The 17,140-nt window shown below is 71.4% G+C and carries 17 protein-coding genes; 8 read left to right on the plus strand and 9 right to left on the minus strand.

The window, feature by feature from the left end; translation table 11 throughout:
- On the minus strand, positions 1-1,207 hold a 1,207-nt coding region (locus tag ABEB12_RS36965), incomplete at its 3' end, for an HlyD family secretion protein (RefSeq protein WP_345703470.1).
- Positions 1,208-1,331: 124 nt separating this feature from the next.
- On the opposite strand from ABEB12_RS36965, the gene ABEB12_RS36970 reads away from it, so the two are divergent.
- The gene (locus ABEB12_RS36970) at positions 1,332-2,108 is read left to right on the plus strand and encodes an efflux RND transporter periplasmic adaptor subunit (protein WP_345703471.1); all 777 of its coding nucleotides are present in this window, start codon (positions 1,332-1,334) and stop codon (positions 2,106-2,108) included.
- A 65-nt stretch (positions 2,109-2,173) separates the two neighbouring features.
- On the opposite strand, the gene ABEB12_RS36975 is transcribed toward ABEB12_RS36970, so the two are convergent.
- The gene (locus ABEB12_RS36975) at positions 2,174-2,599 is read right to left on the minus strand and encodes a response regulator (protein WP_345703472.1); all 426 of its coding nucleotides are present in this window, start codon (positions 2,597-2,599) and stop codon (positions 2,174-2,176) included.
- Positions 2,600-2,697: 98 nt separating this feature from the next.
- On the opposite strand from ABEB12_RS36975, the gene ABEB12_RS36980 reads away from it, so the two are divergent.
- Positions 2,698-3,354 (plus strand): response regulator, encoded by a 657-nt coding sequence (locus ABEB12_RS36980; RefSeq protein ID WP_221497679.1) that lies wholly within the window; start codon positions 2,698-2,700, stop codon positions 3,352-3,354.
- Positions 3,351-5,459, plus strand: coding sequence for a PAS domain S-box protein (locus ABEB12_RS36985; RefSeq protein ID WP_185060688.1), 2,109 nt, complete (start codon positions 3,351-3,353; stop codon positions 5,457-5,459). The genes ABEB12_RS36980 and ABEB12_RS36985 overlap by 4 nt, the downstream gene beginning before the upstream one ends.
- A gap of 832 nt (positions 5,460-6,291) precedes the next feature.
- On the opposite strand, the gene ABEB12_RS36990 is transcribed toward ABEB12_RS36985, so the two are convergent.
- Positions 6,292-7,131 carry a L,D-transpeptidase family protein gene (locus tag ABEB12_RS36990; RefSeq protein ID WP_185060687.1) on the minus strand — a complete coding sequence of 280 codons (840 nt, stop codon included), beginning with the start codon at positions 7,129-7,131 and terminating at the stop codon, positions 6,292-6,294.
- A gap of 390 nt (positions 7,132-7,521) precedes the next feature.
- Between ABEB12_RS36990 and ABEB12_RS36995 the strand changes: the two genes are divergently transcribed.
- Both ABEB12_RS36995 and ABEB12_RS37000 read left to right on the plus strand, forming a co-directional pair.
- Positions 7,522-7,704 (plus strand): hypothetical protein, encoded by a 183-nt coding sequence (locus tag ABEB12_RS36995; protein WP_185060686.1) that lies wholly within the window; start codon positions 7,522-7,524, stop codon positions 7,702-7,704.
- A gap of 46 nt (positions 7,705-7,750) precedes the next feature.
- A complete protein-coding gene (locus ABEB12_RS37000; RefSeq protein WP_185060685.1) occupies positions 7,751-8,845 on the plus strand; it encodes a calcium:cation antiporter in 1,095 nt (364 codons plus the stop codon).
- A 424-nt stretch (positions 8,846-9,269) separates the two neighbouring features.
- On the opposite strand, the gene ABEB12_RS37005 is transcribed toward ABEB12_RS37000, so the two are convergent.
- Genes ABEB12_RS37005 through ABEB12_RS37020 form a run of 4 tightly spaced genes read right to left on the minus strand, consistent with a single transcriptional unit; the run spans position 9,270 to position 12,409 of the window.
- Complete coding sequence (locus ABEB12_RS37005) at positions 9,270-10,262, minus strand: transporter substrate-binding domain-containing protein (RefSeq protein WP_345703473.1); 993 nt, start codon at positions 10,260-10,262, stop codon at positions 9,270-9,272.
- Positions 10,263-10,278: 16 nt separating this feature from the next.
- Positions 10,279-11,034 (minus strand): ATP-binding cassette domain-containing protein, encoded by a 756-nt coding sequence (locus ABEB12_RS37010; RefSeq protein WP_185061369.1) that lies wholly within the window; start codon positions 11,032-11,034, stop codon positions 10,279-10,281.
- Between the two features lie 8 nt (positions 11,035-11,042).
- The gene (locus ABEB12_RS37015) at positions 11,043-11,924 is read right to left on the minus strand and encodes an ABC transporter permease subunit (RefSeq protein ID WP_185060684.1); all 882 of its coding nucleotides are present in this window, start codon (positions 11,922-11,924) and stop codon (positions 11,043-11,045) included.
- A complete protein-coding gene (locus ABEB12_RS37020; protein ID WP_345703474.1) occupies positions 11,921-12,409 on the minus strand; it encodes a GNAT family N-acetyltransferase in 489 nt (162 codons plus the stop codon). The genes ABEB12_RS37015 and ABEB12_RS37020 overlap by 4 nt, the downstream gene beginning before the upstream one ends.
- A 74-nt stretch (positions 12,410-12,483) precedes the next feature.
- Here ABEB12_RS37020 and ABEB12_RS42305 point away from each other — a divergent pair, with 74 nt between their 5' ends.
- From ABEB12_RS42305 to ABEB12_RS37030, 3 genes are read left to right on the plus strand one after another with little or no spacing between them, the layout of a single operon-like run.
- Positions 12,484-12,618, plus strand: a complete 135-nt coding sequence (locus ABEB12_RS42305) for a putative leader peptide (protein ID WP_425572308.1) — start codon at positions 12,484-12,486, stop codon at positions 12,616-12,618.
- A 52-nt stretch (positions 12,619-12,670) separates the two neighbouring features.
- A complete protein-coding gene (locus tag ABEB12_RS37025; protein ID WP_185060683.1) occupies positions 12,671-13,732 on the plus strand; it encodes an LLM class flavin-dependent oxidoreductase in 1,062 nt (353 codons plus the stop codon).
- Entirely contained in the window at positions 13,729-15,120 is a 1,392-nt protein-coding gene (locus tag ABEB12_RS37030) for an NtaA/DmoA family FMN-dependent monooxygenase (protein ID WP_185060682.1), read from the plus strand. Before ABEB12_RS37025 ends, ABEB12_RS37030 begins: the two co-directional genes overlap by 4 nt.
- 163 nt (positions 15,121-15,283) lie before the next feature.
- On the opposite strand, the gene ABEB12_RS37035 is transcribed toward ABEB12_RS37030, so the two are convergent.
- On the minus strand, positions 15,284-16,132 hold the full coding sequence (locus ABEB12_RS37035) for an exodeoxyribonuclease III (RefSeq protein ID WP_345703475.1): 849 nt from the start codon (positions 16,130-16,132) through the stop codon (positions 15,284-15,286).
- Between the two features lie 2 nt (positions 16,133-16,134).
- Complete coding sequence (locus ABEB12_RS37040) at positions 16,135-17,043, minus strand: FAS1-like dehydratase domain-containing protein (protein ID WP_221497678.1); 909 nt, start codon at positions 17,041-17,043, stop codon at positions 16,135-16,137.
- Between the last annotated feature and the right edge of the window lie 97 nt (positions 17,044-17,140).

Consider the following 17,140-nt stretch of genomic DNA (forward strand, 5'->3'; position numbering starts at 1 on the left):
CCTCGAACGGCACCACCACCTGGAAGGTGTTGATGTCGTTCAACACCACGAACGCGCCACCACCTGGACGCGTGGCCGACAGGCCACCACCGGCGTTACCCGCCGAGTCCGACGTCGCCGCCGCACCCACACCCGGAATCGCCGCGCCACTACCCGGAGCCAACGCCGACGTCGGCGCCCCATTGCCCACATACTCGCCGACCACACCGGTCAACGCCGACACCGTCCCGGCCACCGGCGAGTACAACGTGGTGTTCTCCACATTCCGCTGCGCGTTCGCCACCTGCGCCCGCGCCGCCTCGACCGCGCCTTCCTGCGCGTCGATATTCGCCTCGCGGTCGGTGTCCTGCAACTCCTCGTTGTTCCGCGCGGTGATCAGGTTCAGCTTCTCCCGCTCCACCGTCACCTTGCCCGCAGCCCGCGCCGAATCCCGCGACGCCACCGCCGCGTCATACGACTGCTTCGACGCCATGTAGGTCTGCTTCGTCTTGATGTAGGTGTCCCGCTGCGACTGGCAGGGGTCGACCTGGTCCGCCAAGCCGCCCTGACCGGTCAACCCACTGACCAGGCCACCACTGCCGGGTTGACCGCTGGACGGGTCGTTCGCCGCGTCCGTCGCCGACTGGTCATCCGGCGCTGCCGGCGCCACGCCGCCCAACCCACGACACTCCTTGTAAGCCGCGTACGCCGCTTCCAGGGCCGCCTTGTCCATCTCCAGCTTCTTGCGGGCGTGGAACACCGCCGTGTCGTTCTGGTCGTTGACCGCGTCGACCTGCCGCTTGACCGCGTCGTAGATGTCCTTGGACTGGTTCTCCACCCGGCCGGCACCCTCAGCCTGGTTACCGTTCACGATCTTGTCCAGGTTGGCCTGCGCCTGGTCCAACAACCCCTGCAACCGGTTCAGCTCCTGCTTCGCCGGGAAGTCATCGATCTTGGCCACCAACTGGCCGGGCTGCACCTTGTCACCCACCTTGACCGCGACCTCAACCAGCTTGCCGCCCGTGGTGAAGCCCAGGTTCTGCGAGGTAACCGCCGCCAACGCACCCGAGGCGGACACCTTCGTGGCCACACTGCCGCGCTCCACCTGCGCGGTCGGCGGCGCCGGTGTCGAGCCACCACACGCGGTAACCACCGCCATGGTCAGCCCGACGAACAGCGCGCCCACCGATACTCGTCGCAGTGCCGAGTTCTTCTGGAACGCAGTCACTCCACCCTCCCCAGTTGTCCAGATGATCTGTCCAACGCGGGGAATAGCCATAAGGTACGGTGAGTTTACTAAGGTAATGATTGCTGAAGACGACCGTTCGGCACCGTCCTTGGGGGAGGTCAGCGTGGAGGACTCGCCAACCGGAGCAAGCCAAGCGACCTCAGGTCAGGCGACCGAGAGCAAGGCCGAGGACAACGGGGTAGCGCCCGCCGCCGGCCCGGAGCCGGCCGACACCGGGAAGAAGCAGATGAAGCGGTCCACCCGGATCGCGCTGAGCATCATCGGGGCGCTGGCCCTGCTGGCCGCCCTCGGCTTCGGTGGCGCCTACTTCCTGTACTCGCGCAACTTCGTCACCACGGACAACGCCCAGATCGACGGCGACAAGATCCAGATCAACGCGCCGACCACGGGAACGCTGGTCAACTGGCGGGTCACCCAGGGCACCGAGGTCAAGAAGGACCAGGTGCTCGGCCGGATCGAGGCGTTGGGCAGCTTCGCCCAGCCGCAGCGGGTGATCAAGTCGCCCGGTGACGGCACGGTCGCGGTGAACAACGGCATCGAGGGCTCGTACGTCAACGGCGGCTCACAGCTGGCCACCGCCTACGACTTCAGCAAGATCTTCGCCACCGCCCGGGTGGACGAGACCGACGTCGGCGACGTGCAGGTCGGCGCGCTGGTGGACATCGATGTCGACGCGTTCTCGGGCGCCAAGGTCACCGGCGTGGTGCAGGAGATCCAGGGAGCGGCGGCCGACCAGTTCTCGCTGTTCCCCGAGTCCAACAGCACCGGCAACTTCCAGAAGGTCACCCAGGTGATCCCGGTCAAGATCCTGCTGCTGGACACCGGCGGCGCCGCCGTTGCCCCCGGCATGAACATCACCGTGCACATCCACAAGAAGTGAGCTCTACCGCTGTGCCCCACCCGGCACCCGCAACGGCATCGCGGGCCAGGTGGGGCCGGCGGCCGTCACACGGCTCCCTCTCGTGCACACCCGCCACAGGCCGCGCGACCGCCGCGTTCCGCCACCGAGCGAATGGTGCCGGGCAGCACCGACTGCGCCTCGTGCTTGGCCACGAAGGCGGCCGCACCGGCCACCTCGGCCCTGGCCCTGGTCGCCGGGTCGTCGTGCATGCTCAGCATCACCACGCGCAGCGCCGGCCGGCGTTCGCACAGCCCGGCGGTGACCGCGATGCCGTCCGCCCCGGGCATCTCGATGTCCATCAGCACGACGTCCGGCCTCAGCTGGTCGATCAGCTCGCCGAGGCCGAGGCTCTGCGTGGCCGAGCCGACCACGTCGAAGTCCGCCTCCAGGCCGAGCCACATCCGCAGGCCCCGCAGGACCTGGGGCTGGTCGTCGACCAGCAGCAAGCGAATCTTCTCGCGAGTCCCCACGGTGTCACACTGAACCAGGCGATGGCCCGCCGCGCGCCAGGCAACGGACTGATCGTCCGGCGGCCTTCGGCCGACCCCGCCTCCGCCATGAGACGGAGATGACGGTGTCCGTCCGAGTGCTCATCGCCGACGACCACGCGGTGGTCCGGCAAGGCCTGCGCATGTTCCTTCGGCTGGATCCCGAGCTGGAGGTGGTCGGCGAGGCGGTGAACGGTGCCGAGGCGATCTCCCTGGCCCACCAGCTGACCCCGGACGTGGTGCTGATGGACCTGCTGATGCCCGGCACCGACGGCATCACCGCCACCCAGCGCATCCGCCGCGAGCTGCCGGACACCGAGGTACTGGCCCTGACCAGCGTGCTCGAGGACGCCTCCGTGGTCGGCGCGGTACAGGCCGGCGCGGTGGGCTACCTGCTCAAGGACACCCAGGCCGAGCAGCTCTGCATCGCGATCAAGGCGGCCGCGCGCGGACAGGTGCAGCTGGCCCCCGAGGCCGCCGCCCGGCTGGTCCGCGAGGTCCGCGCACCGGAGAGCCCGGAGGCACTCACCGGCCGGGAGACCGAGGTGCTCCGCGCGCTGGCCACCGGGTTGACCAACCGGCAGATCGGCCGGGCGCTGAGCATCGGCGAGCGCACGGTGAAGACCCACGTCAGCCACGTCCTGGTGAAGCTGGGCCTGCAGAGCCGCACCCAGGCCGCGCTGTACGCGGTGCGCGTCGGCCTGGTGGCCGAGGACGAGCTGAGCAAGCGGCCATGAGCACGCTGGAGCAGCGCACGGGGCAGACCGGCGACTGCGGTCCCGAGCGGCTGGAGGCGGAGCTGCTGCGCCGGGACGCCATCCTGGAGGCGGTCCGGCACGCGGCGCAGCGGTTCCTCGAGTCGCACTCCTCGTGGCGGGTGCACATCCACGACGTGCTGGCCCGGCTGGGCAGCGCGGCGGCGGTGAGCCGGGTGTACATCTTCGAGAACTTCCGGGGCGCGGACGGCGCGCTGTGGACCGCCCAGTCGCACGAGTGGACCGCCCCCGGGGTCGCCGGGCAGCGGATGGACGGCGCGGTCCCGCTGTCCGCCGAGCAGACCGAGTTCCGCGAGCTGTCGCTGCGCCTGGCTGCCGGCGAGGCGGTGGCCGGAAACGTCGGCGACCTGCCCGAGGGCGAGCGGGCGTTCTCCCTGGCCCGGGGCGTGCGCTCGCTGGTATTGGTGCCGATCTTCGTGGACCAGCGCTGGTGGGGGCTGGTCGGGTTCGACGAGTGCACCCGGGACCGCACCTGGTCGACCACCGAGATCGAGGCGCTGCGCGCGGCGGCGAGCACGCTCAGCGCCGCCGTCCGCCGCCAGCGCGCCGAGGACGAGTCCCGCGAGCAGCAGGCCCGGTACCGGCAGATCTTCGAGGCCACCGGCGACGGCCTGGTGATCACCGACCTGGACGGCAACCTGGTCCGGGCCAACCCGGCGTTCTACCGGATGCACGGCTACCGGCCCGACGAGCTGCGCAACAAGCCGGCGAGCACCTGGACCCACCCCAGCCACCGCGAGGCCAGGGACCGGTACACCGCCGACGTGATGGCCGGCGAGCAGCCGCGGATGGAGTCCGTGGCGGTGCGCAAGGACGGCACCACGTTCCCCATCCAGATCCACGGCTCGGCGTTCAACTTCCAGGGCCGGCCGCACATCCTGGGCGTGGTCCGGGACGACACCGAGCGGGCGCAGGCCTTCGAGCTGCTGGAGAAGCGGGTCTCCTCGCTGTCCACCATCGCCGCCGGGCTCACCCTGAACCAGGCGCTGCCGGACATCCTGGACGTCATCCTCCAGCAGGTGGTTGCGGCCACCCCGGCGATCGCGTCCTCCGCTTACCTGATCGACCCGGAGGACGACGCGCTGCGCGTGTACGCGGAGCTGGGCCTTCCCGCCGGCTACGTGGAGACCCTGGAGAAGTGCTGGCGGGAGGACGGCGGCCTGAACCACCGCACCAAGTACTTCGCCGACGAGCCGATGATCGTGCGCAACGCGCCGCTGCACGTGTACGCCACCCCCGGCCTGGAGCCGATGCGCGAGCTGGTGGCGGGGGCGGCCTGGGACACCGTGGCGATCGTCCCGGTGCAGTCCCAGGGGCACCGGATGGGCACAGTGAACGCCTACTACCCGGCCGGCGCCGAGCCCTCCCCCGACGACCTCACCTTCCTGCGCGCGGCGGCCGACCAGGCCGCCGTGGCGGCCCGCAACGCCCGGCTGCTGGTGGAGGCGCAGGGCCGGGCCGGCATGGAGGAGCGCCAGCGGCTGGCCCGCGAGCTGCACGACTCGGTCTCCCAGGCGCTGTACGGCATCGCGCTGGGCGCCCGCACCGCGCGCACCCTGTCCGAGCAGCGCCCGGACCAGCTGACCGAACCGCTGGACTACGTGCTCTCCCTGGCCGAGGTGGCCATGGCGGAGATGCGTTCGCTGATCTTCGAGCTGCGCCCCGAGTCCCTGGCCACCGAGGGGCTGATCGCGGCGCTGGACAAGCGGGCCGACGTGCTCCGCGCGCGCCACCAGCTGGTGGTCCAGGCCGACCTCGGCGGCGAGCCGGACATCCCGCTGCGGCTCAAGGAGACGCTCTACCGGATCGCCCAGGAGGCGCTGCACAACGCGGTGAAGCACGCCCAGGCCGGCCAGGTGGCGCTGCGGCTCGCCCTGACGGACGGCAAGGTCGAGCTGGAGATCGTGGACGACGGCGTCGGGTTCGAGGCGAGCAGCCCGCGCCCCGGCCACATCGGCATGCAGTCCATGGCCGAACGCGCGGCCACCCACGGCGGCACGGTCGACGTGCAGAGCCGCGTCGGCCAAGGCACCACCGTCCGCGCCGTCCTCCCGACGCATCGCTGAACCGACGGTTCGGCGCGGTGCCGGTTCGGCTACGGCGTGGACGCCCGACTGAGACGCGAACAGGTACGGACGGGGCACATGGGCCTGGTGCGGCAGATCTGACTCCTCAAGGTCGCCCGGGCCGGCGTTCGCCGCCCTGACCCCGGCTTGATCGCCAGCCGTGGCGCTCCAGCCTCGAATATCGCGGCCCAACCGCCACAAACAACGATCCCACCGGCACCCGAGGCCAAGCCCAGACAACCGGCCCAGACAGGCGTGGACACGACCAACGCGGCCAGCGGGGCCAGCGGGGCCATTCTCATACGACCCGCGAGCGCCACACCAGCGCCATGCCCATCTGCCGCGACTTGGGTGCCGCTCGTTGCGTTTGGTCGCCGGGAGGCGCTTCATGGTCACGTAGCGGTGAGAGACCCTTTGACGTCCGGAAACGTCTCTAGTTGCGACATGACCATGAAACCGGCCATGGCCGGGGGTTGGGGCAAGATCGAATCCCGTGGTGTTCCCCTCGCGCGGCCGGAGGGACGAATGTTGCAACGCCGACGGGACCACGGCCTCCGCGTGCCCGCGACGATCAACACCGCAAATCGTCGCCCTGCTCTGCCCGCAAACGTCGAGCACCGCTCAAGATGCGCTCTCAGATAGCGCGAGGTTGAACGGACCAGGGCACACCAGGCGCGCCAGTTTGAGAAGGTGGCGCTGAATGTCCTTGGTACTGCGCTCACCGCCGCCCTTGCCCTGGTCCGGGACGTCGCCAGCGCTCGGGCAACCAGTCCCGCCGACGGCATTCCGCAAACGCCAAACTGGGCGCGCGGCTCGGCGAGCGCGTTCGGCGCTAGTTCTCCTTGGGGTCGGTCAGGCGGCCCAGGAGGGGGGTCTTGGTCGGTTCGGGCTCGCGCTGAGGCTGGCGCTCGGCCTGGGGCTTGGGCTGGGCGTTGGCCGGCTGCGCGTTGGGCTGCGGGTTCGGCTTGGGGGCCGCCGCCGCGTTCGGCCGGGGCTGGTTCGCGCCGGACGGCGGGCTCTGCTGGGCGCGGGCCTCCGCGCTCGGCTTGGGCTGGCCGTCGCCGGCCTGCGGCCGGGCGGGGGCACTCGACTCCTTGCGGTCGTCGTCGCCCTCGTTGTCGTCCCCGTCGCCGCCGTCGTCCGAGTCCTCGCCACCGAGGTGCACCTGCACCTCGTCCTTCAGCTGCAGCGTGTTGTACCAGAACTCGGCGTCGGCGTCGTCCAGGTGGATGCAGCCGGCCGAGGCGCGCTCCAGGCTGCCGCCGTGGAAGGCGATGCCGCCGGGCGCGAAGAACACCGAGAACGGCATCGGCGCCGGCTGGCCGTTGGGCAGCCGGGACTCGTTGCTCTTGTGGGTCTTGTCCTTCCACAGCACCTTGAAGGTGCCGGGTGGGGTCTCCTTGCCGGGGCCGCCACCGGTGATCGTCACCGGGCCGCGGATCACCTTGCCGTCCTTGCCGATCAGCCAGGCCTTCTGGTGCCCGAGATCGACACAGGCGCGCGCGGCCGTGGTGCACGGGGTGCCCTCGACCTTCGCCGGTCCGGCCGGTGGCGCCGGTTGCGCGAACGCCGGGATGGCCAGCCCGATCCCGGTGGTCGCCGCGATACCCACGACGACGGCAACCCGCGACGACAGCGCCCCTAGCTTGCGGCGTGGCTGGTTATTGCCCATCCCGTCCCCTCATAAGGAAATCCAGTCGGACCAACGACGCACCCGAACGAAAGTAACGGGCGGCAGCCGAGGTGACCTTAGATGTGCCTCGCGTCATGCCTCCAACGGGTGTACCGATCGCGCGCAGCGCTACGCCTCGCAACCAAACGAACGGCGGGCGACCCGGTAGTTCCACGCCGAACGAGTGACGAGCGGCCAAACGGAGATCGACAAATCGCGACCGCCGCGACCGGAGGTCATCAGTCTGCGGTCACCGTGTGTAGTTCTGTCCATCTGAGCGTCACCCCTTGTTTCCCTCGACCGCGTGGATTCTGCATCATCGATACACCACAGCGTTATCCACAGTTGTGGATAACCTCGGTCAGAGCGCCGTCGATAGAGTGACGCATCGTGAGCTTTACGCCGATCTATGACGAGCTGCGCGCGTTGCGGATCACCCAGAGCGCGGGGAACACATCGGGTTCGCACCGGGTTCCCGCCCGGGTCGGCGGGGCTCATTCCGAGCAGGACAAGATCGGCCAGTTGGCCGGACGCCGGGGCCTCGGCGGCCGGCACCGCCGGCCCTCGGAGTGAGGCGTGTCCCACCGGCTGTCCGGCGGGGTTGTGACAGTCTGGCCGGGTGAGCGCCGCCGGTAACCACAGCAAGCGGACCACGATCACGCCGGTCGTGGCGCTGCTGCTGCTCGCCGGGGTCTGGGGTCGCCAGCTCCCGCCGCTGCTGGTGGCGGTGGTCGCGGCCCTGCTGGTCGGTGCCGTGCTGGTGGCGGTGCACCACGCGGAGGTGGTGGCGCACCGGGTGGGCGAGCCGTACGGGTCGCTGATCCTGGCCATCGCGGTGACCGTGATCGAGGTGGGGCTCATCCTGAGCCTCATGCTGTCCGGCGGGCCGGACGCGGCCACCCTGGCCCGGGACACCGTGTTCGCCGCCGTGATGATCACCTGCAACGGCATCGTGGGGCTGTGCCTCGTGGTAGGTGCGTTGCGGCACCACGTCGTGGCGTTCAACGCGGAGGGCAGCAGCGGCGCGCTGGCCACCGTCGCCGCGCTGGCCACCCTGTGCCTGGTGCTACCCAGCGTCACTACCAGTACGCCCGGTGGGACCTTCTCGGCCGCGCAGCTGGGCTTCGCCGCCGTGGTCTCGCTCGCCCTCTATTCCGTGTACGTGTTCGTGCAGACCGTGCGGCACCGTGACTACTTCCTGCCGGTGGAGCCGGCCGACGGCCAGGAGCGCCCGGAAGAGCACCTGCCCCCGCCGTCCAACCGCACCACCGTGCTCAGCCTGGTGCTGCTGATCATGTCGCTGGTGGCCGTGGTCGGGCTGGCCAAGACAGTGTCCCCGGCGATCGAGGCCGGGGTGAGCGCGATCGGTGCGCCGCTGACCGTGGTCGGTGTGGCCATCGCGCTGGTGGTGCTGCTGCCCGAGACGCTGGCCGCCGTGCGCGCCGCCCGCCGGGACCGGCTGCAGACCAGCTACAACCTGGCGCTCGGCTCCGCGCTGGCCAGCATCGGCCTCACCATCCCCGTACTGGCGGCGGCGATGATCTGGCTGCCCGGGCCGCTGGTACTCGGCCTCAGCGGCACCGAGATGATCCTGCTCGCGCTGAGCATGCTGGTCAGCACGCTCACCGTGGTAGCCGGCCGGGCCACCGTGCTGCAGGGCGCGGTGCACCTGCTGATCTTCGCCAGCTTCCTGTTCACCGCCGTCGCGCCCTGACCGGACCCGGACACGAGTGCCGGTTGGACACCGGTGCCGGTTTCACGGCGGTGCCGGTTCAAGACAGCTCGGACGGCGCGGTTGGGCGGTCCCCCGCCACTCGGGTGCCGCCCGTTGCGCTTCGCCTGGGCACCCGGCGCCCTCTTTCGCCACGCGCCGTAATTGCCGGAACAACGTTTAGCGGGTCCGAGCTGGCGTCATTCATCGAGCGCTGGTGCAGTCCTTTTCGATCATGAAAAACACCGGACTCAGCCAGCGCTCGATGAAGCCGCACGCAACGGGCGGCACCCGAGCGGCGGGAGACCACCCAGCCGCGCCGTCCAAGCCGATCCCTGGACTGGCACCCCACCCAGCTGAAGATCGACATCAACCTCACGCACCTCCTGAGCCGAGAAAAGGTGTATGAGGTTGATGTGGATCTTCCTCACAGTGCGGCGTGCGGCGCGGGTAGAGCAGGTGAGTCGTTCAGCTCCGGGGCAGGCCGGGGGGATTGACCCGGGACACCTGGACGGCCTCGCTGGACAGGTTCCAGCGGTTGAGCACCTCGGCCAGCTTGCCGTTGCGGATCAGCGCGTTCAGCGCATCGGCGAGCGGGCCGGCCGGCCAGGCCGCTGCCCTTCCTGGTCATCGCCGCGATGTCCGCGTCGACCTGGCCGCCTCCGCTGATCTGGCCGACCTTCCTGGTCTCCCCCGCCGTTGCCACGTGGTACGCCACCGACGGGTTCGGCCCCACGTAGAGGTCGATCCGGCCGGACCGCAGCGCCAGGTAGTAGTCGCCCGCGCTCTGGTAGTACTGGAAGCGCACCGGCGGCAGCCCGGCCGCCCGGTTCCGCGCGTCCCAGCGCACCAGGATCTGCTCCTGGTTGGTGCCGGCGGTTACCGCGACGGCCTTGCCGGCGATTTCCGCCGCCTTCTCCACCCGCTCGATCGGGCTGTTCCGCGCCGCCTCGAAGGCCACCAGGTCGACCCGGTAGGTGGCGAAGTCGTACTTGTCCTTGCGCTCCTCGGTGACCGTGATGTTGGAGAACCCGGCGTCGTACTGCCCGGACTCCACGGAGAGGAACAGGTTCGCCCAGGACGTCGGCCGCAGGTCCAGCTTCAGCCCGAGGGTGTCGGCGACCAGCTGGGCGACGTCCACCTCCACGCCGATCATCGTCACGTCGTCGTCGGCGTGGAAGGTCAGCGGCGGGGTGCCCTTGCCGTCGTCGCCGACGATCAGCGTGCCGCGCTCCCGCACCGCCGCCGGGACCTTGGCGGCGATGGCGTCCACCCGCTCCGCGCGGACCCGGTTCTGCTCCGGGCCGGTGTTCACGGTCGGTGCGTCGGAGGTAGACGATGCCTGGTCCGGGTCGGGCCCGGAGCAGCCGGTGGCCAGGATCGCGGCCATCACGACGATGAGGGCATACAGCCTGGTCACGGGGTTCCTCCGGGGTTCATGCGAGGACCTTGCCGAGGAACGCGCGGGTGCGCGCCTCGCGGGGGCGGTCGAGCACCTCGGCCGGCGGCCCCTGCTCGACGATCCGGCCGGCGTCCAGGACGACCACGGTGTCCGCCACCTCGCGGGCGAACCCGATCTCGTGGGTGACCACGACCATGGTGGTGCCGCCGCGCGCCAGGTCGCGCATCACGTCCAGCACCTCGCCGACCAGCTCCGGGTCCAGCGCCGAGGTGGGCTCGTCGAAGAGCAGCAGCTTGGGCCGCACGGCCAGCGCCCGGGCGATCGCCACCCGCTGCTGCTGCCCGCCCGACAGCCGGCGCGGGTACTCGTCCGCCTTGTCCGACAGGCCCACCCGGTCCAGCAGCTCGCGGGCGTGCTTCTCCGCCTCCGAGCGGGACCGGCCCTGCGCCGCGATCGGCGCCTCGACCACGTTCTCCAGCACGGTCAGGTGGCCGAACAGGTTGAAGTTCTGGAACACGAAGCCGATCTCGGTGCGCCGGCGCAGGATGTGCCGCTCGGCCAGCTCGTGCAGCCTCCGCCCTCGCCTGCGGTAGCCGATCAGCTCTCCGTCCACCCGGACGAAACCGCGGTCAACCTTCTCCAGGTGGTTGATCACCCGCAGCAGAGTGGACTTGCCGGATCCGGACGGCCCGAGCACCACGGTCACCTCGCCCGCACGCACCCGCAGGTCCACGCCGCGCAGCACCTCCAGTGTGCCGAAGCTCTTGTGCACCCCGCGCAGCTCCACCATCGGCGCGCTCACCGGCGGCTCCCCCGGCCGAAGTGCCGCTCCACGTAGTACTGCGCCACGGACATCACCGTGGTCAGCGCCAGGTACCAGATCGCCGCCACCAGCAGCAGCGGGATCACCCGGCCGTTGCGCGTGTAGATCACCTGTACCTGGTAGAACAGCTCGCTCAGGGCCATGATGTAGACCACCGAGGTGCCCTTGACCAGGCCGATCAGCTCGTTGCCGGCCGTGGGCAGGATGGTCCGCATGGCCTGCGGCAGCAGGATCCGGCGGAACTGGCGCGGCCTCGGGATGCCCAGGGCGGCCGCCGCCTCCAGCTGGCCGGCGTCCACCGAGAGGAACCCGGAGCGCACCACCTCGGCCGCGTAGGCGGCCTGGTGCAGCGCCAGCCCGAGCACCGCCGCGGTCACCGGGCTGACCAGGTCCATCGTGCCCACGGAGAACAGCGCGGGGCCGAACGGCACGCCGAAACCGATCACCCGGTAGAGCAGCGCCAGGTTGTACCAGAACAGCAGCTGCAGGATCAGCGGCACCGAGCGGAAGATCCAGATGTACGCCCAGCTGACCGCGCGCGGCAGCGGGCTGGCCGACATGCGCATCAGCGCCAGCACCGTGCCGAGCGTGAAACCGACCACGATGCCCATCACGGTCAGCCACAGGGTCAGCCCGACCGCGTTCAGGATGGACGGCGCGAACAGGAACCGGCCGACCGTCGGCCAGTCCCACGCCGGGTTGGTGACCAGCGCGTTCACCGCCATCGCGGCGAGCACGGCCACCACCGCCGTAGCCACCCAGCGCCCCGGGTGCCGGGCGGGCACCACGGTCAGCCCGGCCGCCGGGTCCTCGTCCTCGAGCCGCGCGGGGATGCGCGGCGACGTGTCGACGGTCATGGCAGGTCCTTCTGGAACGGGTGCGGCCCGATCCGCTCGGCGGGCAGCCGCCGGTCGTACAGCGGCGTGTAGCCGGTGGCCAGGTAGAGGCCGGTGGCCTCGGGCTGGCGGGGACCGGTGGTCAGGTAGATCCGCCGGTAGCCGCGCGCGGCGATCTCCCGTTCCAGCTCGGTGAGCACCCGCCGGGCCAGGCCGCGCCGGCGGTGCGCGGAGTGCGTCCAGATCCGTTTGAGCTCGGCGGTCCGCCCGTCGTAGCGGCGGAACGCCCCGCCGGCCACCGGCTGGTCGCCGGCCAGGATCAGCAGCAGGCCGCCGTCCGGTGGGCCGAACTCGGTCGGCCGGGCCCGCATCTCGGCTTCGATGTCGCCGAGCGAGTGGTCCGGGCCGTAGCGGGAGGCGTACTCGTGGGACAGCTCGACCAGCATGGGTGCCACCAGCGGGTCGGCGTACGCGACCTGGCGGACTTCCAGCGCGGGCAACGTCACGGAGGGGTCCTTCTCTCGGCAAATCGGCGGGGTAGCCACGCTGCCCGTCCCTTCTTTCGAGGTAATACCGTTCAATGTTGACTTGTCAAGTCAGGATTAACTCGTGGCACGGCGGGCCGGGGGCGCGTATTTTCGAAAGCGTGCACCGGTCACTCGCGCTGATCTCGCGCCGCCACGTGGACCTGTGCCGCACCGCGTCCGCGGTCTGATCCGCCCTTCCGACTCGCGCTCTGTCCAGCCCCCTCGGAAGGACGCACCGCCATGCCCCTGCACCTCGCGCTGGAGATCGACGGCGACGGCTCGCACCCGGCCGCCTGGCGCCGGGCCGCGCACCCGCCGGCCGCGCTGCTGACCCCGCAACGCCTGCGCTCGGTGGGCGCGATCGCGGAGAACGCCGGGTTCACCCTGGTCACCCTGGATGACGAGATACTCGCCCCGGGACGCCACCCCGACGCGGTCGGCCGCATCGGCGCCGTGGAACGCGCCGCCTACCTGGCCGCCTCGACCAGCGTGCTCGGCGTCGCCCCGGTGATCTCGACCAGCTACGCCGAGCCGTTCCACACCTCCTCCCAGCTGGCCTCGCTGGACCATGTCTCGGCCGGCCGGGCCGGCTGGGTGGTCGCCGACTCCCCCGCACCCGAAGCGGCGCGCGCCTGGGGTCGCCCGCTGGTCTCCGGCTCACCGGCGAGGCGGGCCGAGGCGCGCGACTCGGTCCGGGTGGCCCGGGACCTGTGGGACTCCTGGGAGGACGACGCGGTCGTCCGGGACGTCGCCACCAGCCGTTACCTGGACCGCGACCGCCTGCACTACATCGACTTCACCGGTGACACGTTCGCGGTGAAGGGGCCGGCCATCGTGCCCCGGCCGCCGCAAGGGCAACCGGTGGTGTTCGCCCCGGCCGGGCTGCTGCCCGCCGACCAGGTGGACGTGACGCTGGTGAACGGCGCCGACCCGGCCGCCGACACCCCACTGAGCTTCGCCGAGCTGGAGGTCGCGCTGGACCTCCCCGGCGCGCCGGCGGCCGAACGGGTCGCCGAGCTGGAGCGCCACACGCCGTGGCCGGACCGGGGCCGGCCGCGCTATACCGGCCCCCCGGACGGCCTGGTCCGGCGGCTCACCGAGCTGGCCGGCACGGTGCACGGGGTCCGGCTGCACCCGCTGGTGCTGGACGAGGACCTCGGCGAGCTGTCCCGCCGGGTCACCCCCGCACTCCTCCGTGCCGGGGTGACCGCGCGCCCGGTGGCCGGGACGTCCCTGCGCGCCACCCTCGGCCTGCCCCGGCCGGCCAACCGCTTCGCGACACTCCCCGGAGGTGCTCGATGAGCCGCGCCGACGTGCCCTACCCGGACGCCCAGCTGCATTTCGGGGTGTTCTTCCAGGGCGTCAACCACTGGACCATCTGGTCCGACCCGGCCAGCGGATCACAGATCGACCCGGCCTCGTTCCGCCGGGTCGCGCAGACCGCCGAGCGGGGCCTGTTCGACGCGTTCTTCCTCGGCGAGGGGCTGCGGCTGCGCGAGGTGGACGGCCTGATCCACGACCTGGACGTGGCCGGCCGCCCGGACGCGATCACCCAGCTGGCCGCGCTGGCCGCGGTCACCTCGAAGATCGGCCTGGTCAGCACCTCGAACACCACGTTCAACGAGCCGGCCGACCTGGCCCGGCGCCTGTCCGGGCTGGACCTGCTGTCCGAGGGCCGGGCCGGCTGGAACGTCGTCACCACGGACAACGCGTGGACCGGCGCGAACTTCCGCCGGGGCGGATACCTGGACCACACCGACCGGTACCGCCGCGCCGAGCAGTTCCTCACCGTGGCCCGGGCCATCTGGGACGGCTGGGCCGACGACGCGATCGCCCGGTCGGCGGACGCGCCCGCCTGGTCCGAGCCCGAGTCGGTGGTGCGGGTGCGGGAACACACCGCGCAGTTCGACGTGGACCTCGCGCCCACCCTGCCGCGCAGTGCCCAGGGGCATCCGGTGATCTTCCAGGCCGGCGACTCGGCCGAGGGCCGCGACTTCGCCGCGCGCAACGCCGAGGTGATCTTCTCCGCCCACGGCACCGAGTTCGACGACGCGCTGGCCTTCGCCGACGACATCCGCAACCGGTTGCGCGCCGCCGGCCGGCCCGCCGACGACCTGCGCATCCTGCCCGGCACCGAGATCATCATCGGCGCGACCGAGGAGGAGGCCAGGGAGAAGGCCCGCTGGGTGCGGTTCGCCCAGGTCACCCCGGCCACCGCGCTGAACCTGGCCGGGCTGGTGTGGAACCGGGACCTCTCCGACCGGGACGCGGACGGCCCGTTGCCCGCCGAGGACCCGGTGGTCGCGGAGAACAGCGGGGCGTTCGGCGCCCGCCGCATCGCCGACCCGCACGCCGTGGTGGCCGAGTGGCGGGCCAAGGCCGAGGCCAACAACTGGTCACTGCGCGAGACCGTGATCGCCCTGGGGCCGCAGCGCGGCCACGTGGGCACCCCGGCCGGGCTGGCGGAGAAGTTCATCCGGTTCGCCCAGCACGGCGCCGTCGACGGGTTCAACATCACCCCCTACCTGATCCCGGACGGCCTGGACGACATCGTCGACCTGCTCGTCCCAGAGCTTCAGGAACGCGGCGCCTACCGCACCCACTACACCGGCAACACCCTCCGCGAACACCTCAACCTGCGCACCCCCCTAACCCACCGAGACACCCACCCCCAGCGCGCCGCCGGCTAACGCGCCTCCCACCCACCCGATTCAGTGCCTTCAGCATGCTGATTCAGTGCCTTCAGCATGCTGATTCGGTCACTTCGGCAGGCCCGAAGTCACTGAATCACCCTGCCAAAGTGACCGAATCACCGTGCTGAACGCACTGAATCAGCCTGCCAGAGTGACTGAATCAGGTTGGGTGGCCGGGGCGGCGTTTGGGGTTGGAGGGGGGCGGGACCATCGGGCCGATGTTGCCGTCGGGGGCCTCGTCCAGGTCGACGATCACCGGGGCGTGGTCGCTGGGGGCGGTGCCTTTGCGGGCCTGGCGGTCGATCCAGGCCGCCGCCACCCGCCCGGCCACCGGTTCGGCGGCCAGGATCAGGTCGATGCGCATGCCCAGGTCCTGGTGGAACCGGCCGGCCCGGTAGTCCCAGTAGCTGAACACCCGCTCGTCGGGCCACCGGTCGCGCACCACGTCGTGCAGGCCGAGCTTGGTCAGCTCGGCCAGCGCGGCCCGCTCCGGCGGGGTCACGTGAGTCGAGTCGACGAACACCGCCGGGTCCCACACGTCGGCGTCGGTGGGCGCGATGTTCATGTCGCCGCAGATCACCGCGCGCTCGGCGTCGCCGGCGGCCGCCTCGCGCAACGCGCCCAGCCAGGTCAGCTTGTACTGGTAGTGCGGGTCGTCCGGGGTGCGCCCGTTGGGCACGTACACCGAGGTCACCCGCAGGCCGTCGCAGGTGGCGCTGACCGCGCGCGCCTCCGGGTCCGGGAAGCCCGGCTCACCGGGCAGGCCGAGCACCACGTCGTCCAGGCCGGCCCGGGAGACCAGCGCCACCCCGTTCCACCGACCCTCGCCGTGGTGCGCGAACTCGTAGCCCCGGCCGGCCAGCTCGTCGGCGAGCAGCTCGGTGAAGGAGTCGTTGTCCAGCTTGGTCTCCTGCAGGCACACCACGTCCGGTTTGCGCTGGTCCAACCAGGGCAGCAGGCGGGGCATGCGGGAACGCACCGAGTTGACGTTCCACGTGGCGATGCGCACGTTCAGTCCTTTCCGAGCCGCACGGTCGCGGTGAGCGATGCCGGCGCACCGACCGCGCCGACCTCCAGCCGGCGCACCCCGTCCCGGTCCGGCTCGCCGCACCAGGCGCGCACCGGGGCACCGGCGAACGCCGGGCGGCGCAGCCGGTAGTGGAACTCGGCGACCGGCTCGCCCGGGTGGTGCCGGCGCGGCAGCTCGAGGGCGAGCAGCGCCAGCAGCGGCCCATGCACCACCAGCCCCGGGTAGCCCTCCACACCGGTGGTGTAGGGCTGGTCGTAGTGGATCCGGTGCGCGTTGTAGGTGAGCGCGCTGAACCGGAACAGCAGCGTGGCGTCCGGCTCCAGCAACAGCTCGTGCGCGGCTTCCGGCGCCTCCTCGGTCGGAGTAGTCGTCGGAGTAGTCGTCGGAGTAGTCGTCGCCGCCGGCTTGGCCGGCTCGGGGGACGGCTCGGACCGGTAGACGATGTCCTGCTCCTCGGTGGCCAGCACCCGCCCGCCGCACCCGAACTCGGTGCGCACGGTGACGAACGCCATCTCGCCGCTGCGCCCCTGCTTCACCTCCACCGAGGTCACGGCCGAGCGGCGGTCGATCGGCTCGCCCACCGGCAGCGGCTCCGGCCCGGCGAACCAGCGACCACCGGCGAACATCCGCCGGCGGTGCGGGATCGGCGGCAGGAACTCGCCCTCGGTGGGATGCCCGTCGGCGCCCAGCTCGGCCTGCGCCGGGTGCGGCAGCAGCCCGAACCCGGTCCACAGCGGGGGCAGGTCACCCCGGCCGTCCACCAGCGGGCTGGGCTGGTCGAGCAGGGCGCAGAACGCCTCCACCGCCCAACCGGTGACCACGCCCGTGCGCTGCACCGGCGCCGGTGCCCACCCTTCCAGATGCCCGGCCAGACCCGTGGATTCCCGCACGATCGCCGACGCTAGCCCATCCCGCAAGGTGACGGAAAACCGCTCGCCGCCCCGGCGGCCCTTGGGTACCTTGGTGTACATGGACCTCTGAGACCGC

It is taken from the genome of Actinospineispora eucalypti (genome assembly GCF_039543365.1).
In the GTDB taxonomy this organism is placed as follows: domain Bacteria; phylum Actinomycetota; class Actinomycetes; order Mycobacteriales; family Pseudonocardiaceae; genus Pseudonocardia; species Pseudonocardia eucalypti.

Bases quoted from the DNA above. Each gene is read 5' to 3' on its own strand.
- ABEB12_RS36980 (WP_221497679.1), top strand. From the start codon at position 2,698: ATGACGGTGTCCGTCCGAGTGCTCATCGCCGACGACCACGCGGTGGTC.
- ABEB12_RS36985 (WP_185060688.1), top strand. From the start codon at position 3,351: ATGAGCACGCTGGAGCAGCGCACGGGGCAGACCGGCGACTGCGGTCCC.
- ABEB12_RS36990 (WP_185060687.1), bottom strand. From the start codon at position 7,131: ATGGGCAATAACCAGCCACGCCGCAAGCTAGGGGCGCTGTCGTCGCGG.
- ABEB12_RS37010 (WP_185061369.1), bottom strand. From the start codon at position 11,034: ATGGTGGAGCTGCGCGGGGTGCACAAGAGCTTCGGCACACTGGAGGTG.
- ABEB12_RS37015 (WP_185060684.1), bottom strand. From the start codon at position 11,924: ATGACCGTCGACACGTCGCCGCGCATCCCCGCGCGGCTCGAGGACGAG.
- ABEB12_RS42305 (WP_425572308.1), top strand. From the start codon at position 12,484: ATGTTGACTTGTCAAGTCAGGATTAACTCGTGGCACGGCGGGCCGGGG.
- ABEB12_RS37025 (WP_185060683.1), top strand. From the start codon at position 12,671: ATGCCCCTGCACCTCGCGCTGGAGATCGACGGCGACGGCTCGCACCCG.
- ABEB12_RS37030 (WP_185060682.1), top strand. From the start codon at position 13,729: ATGAGCCGCGCCGACGTGCCCTACCCGGACGCCCAGCTGCATTTCGGG.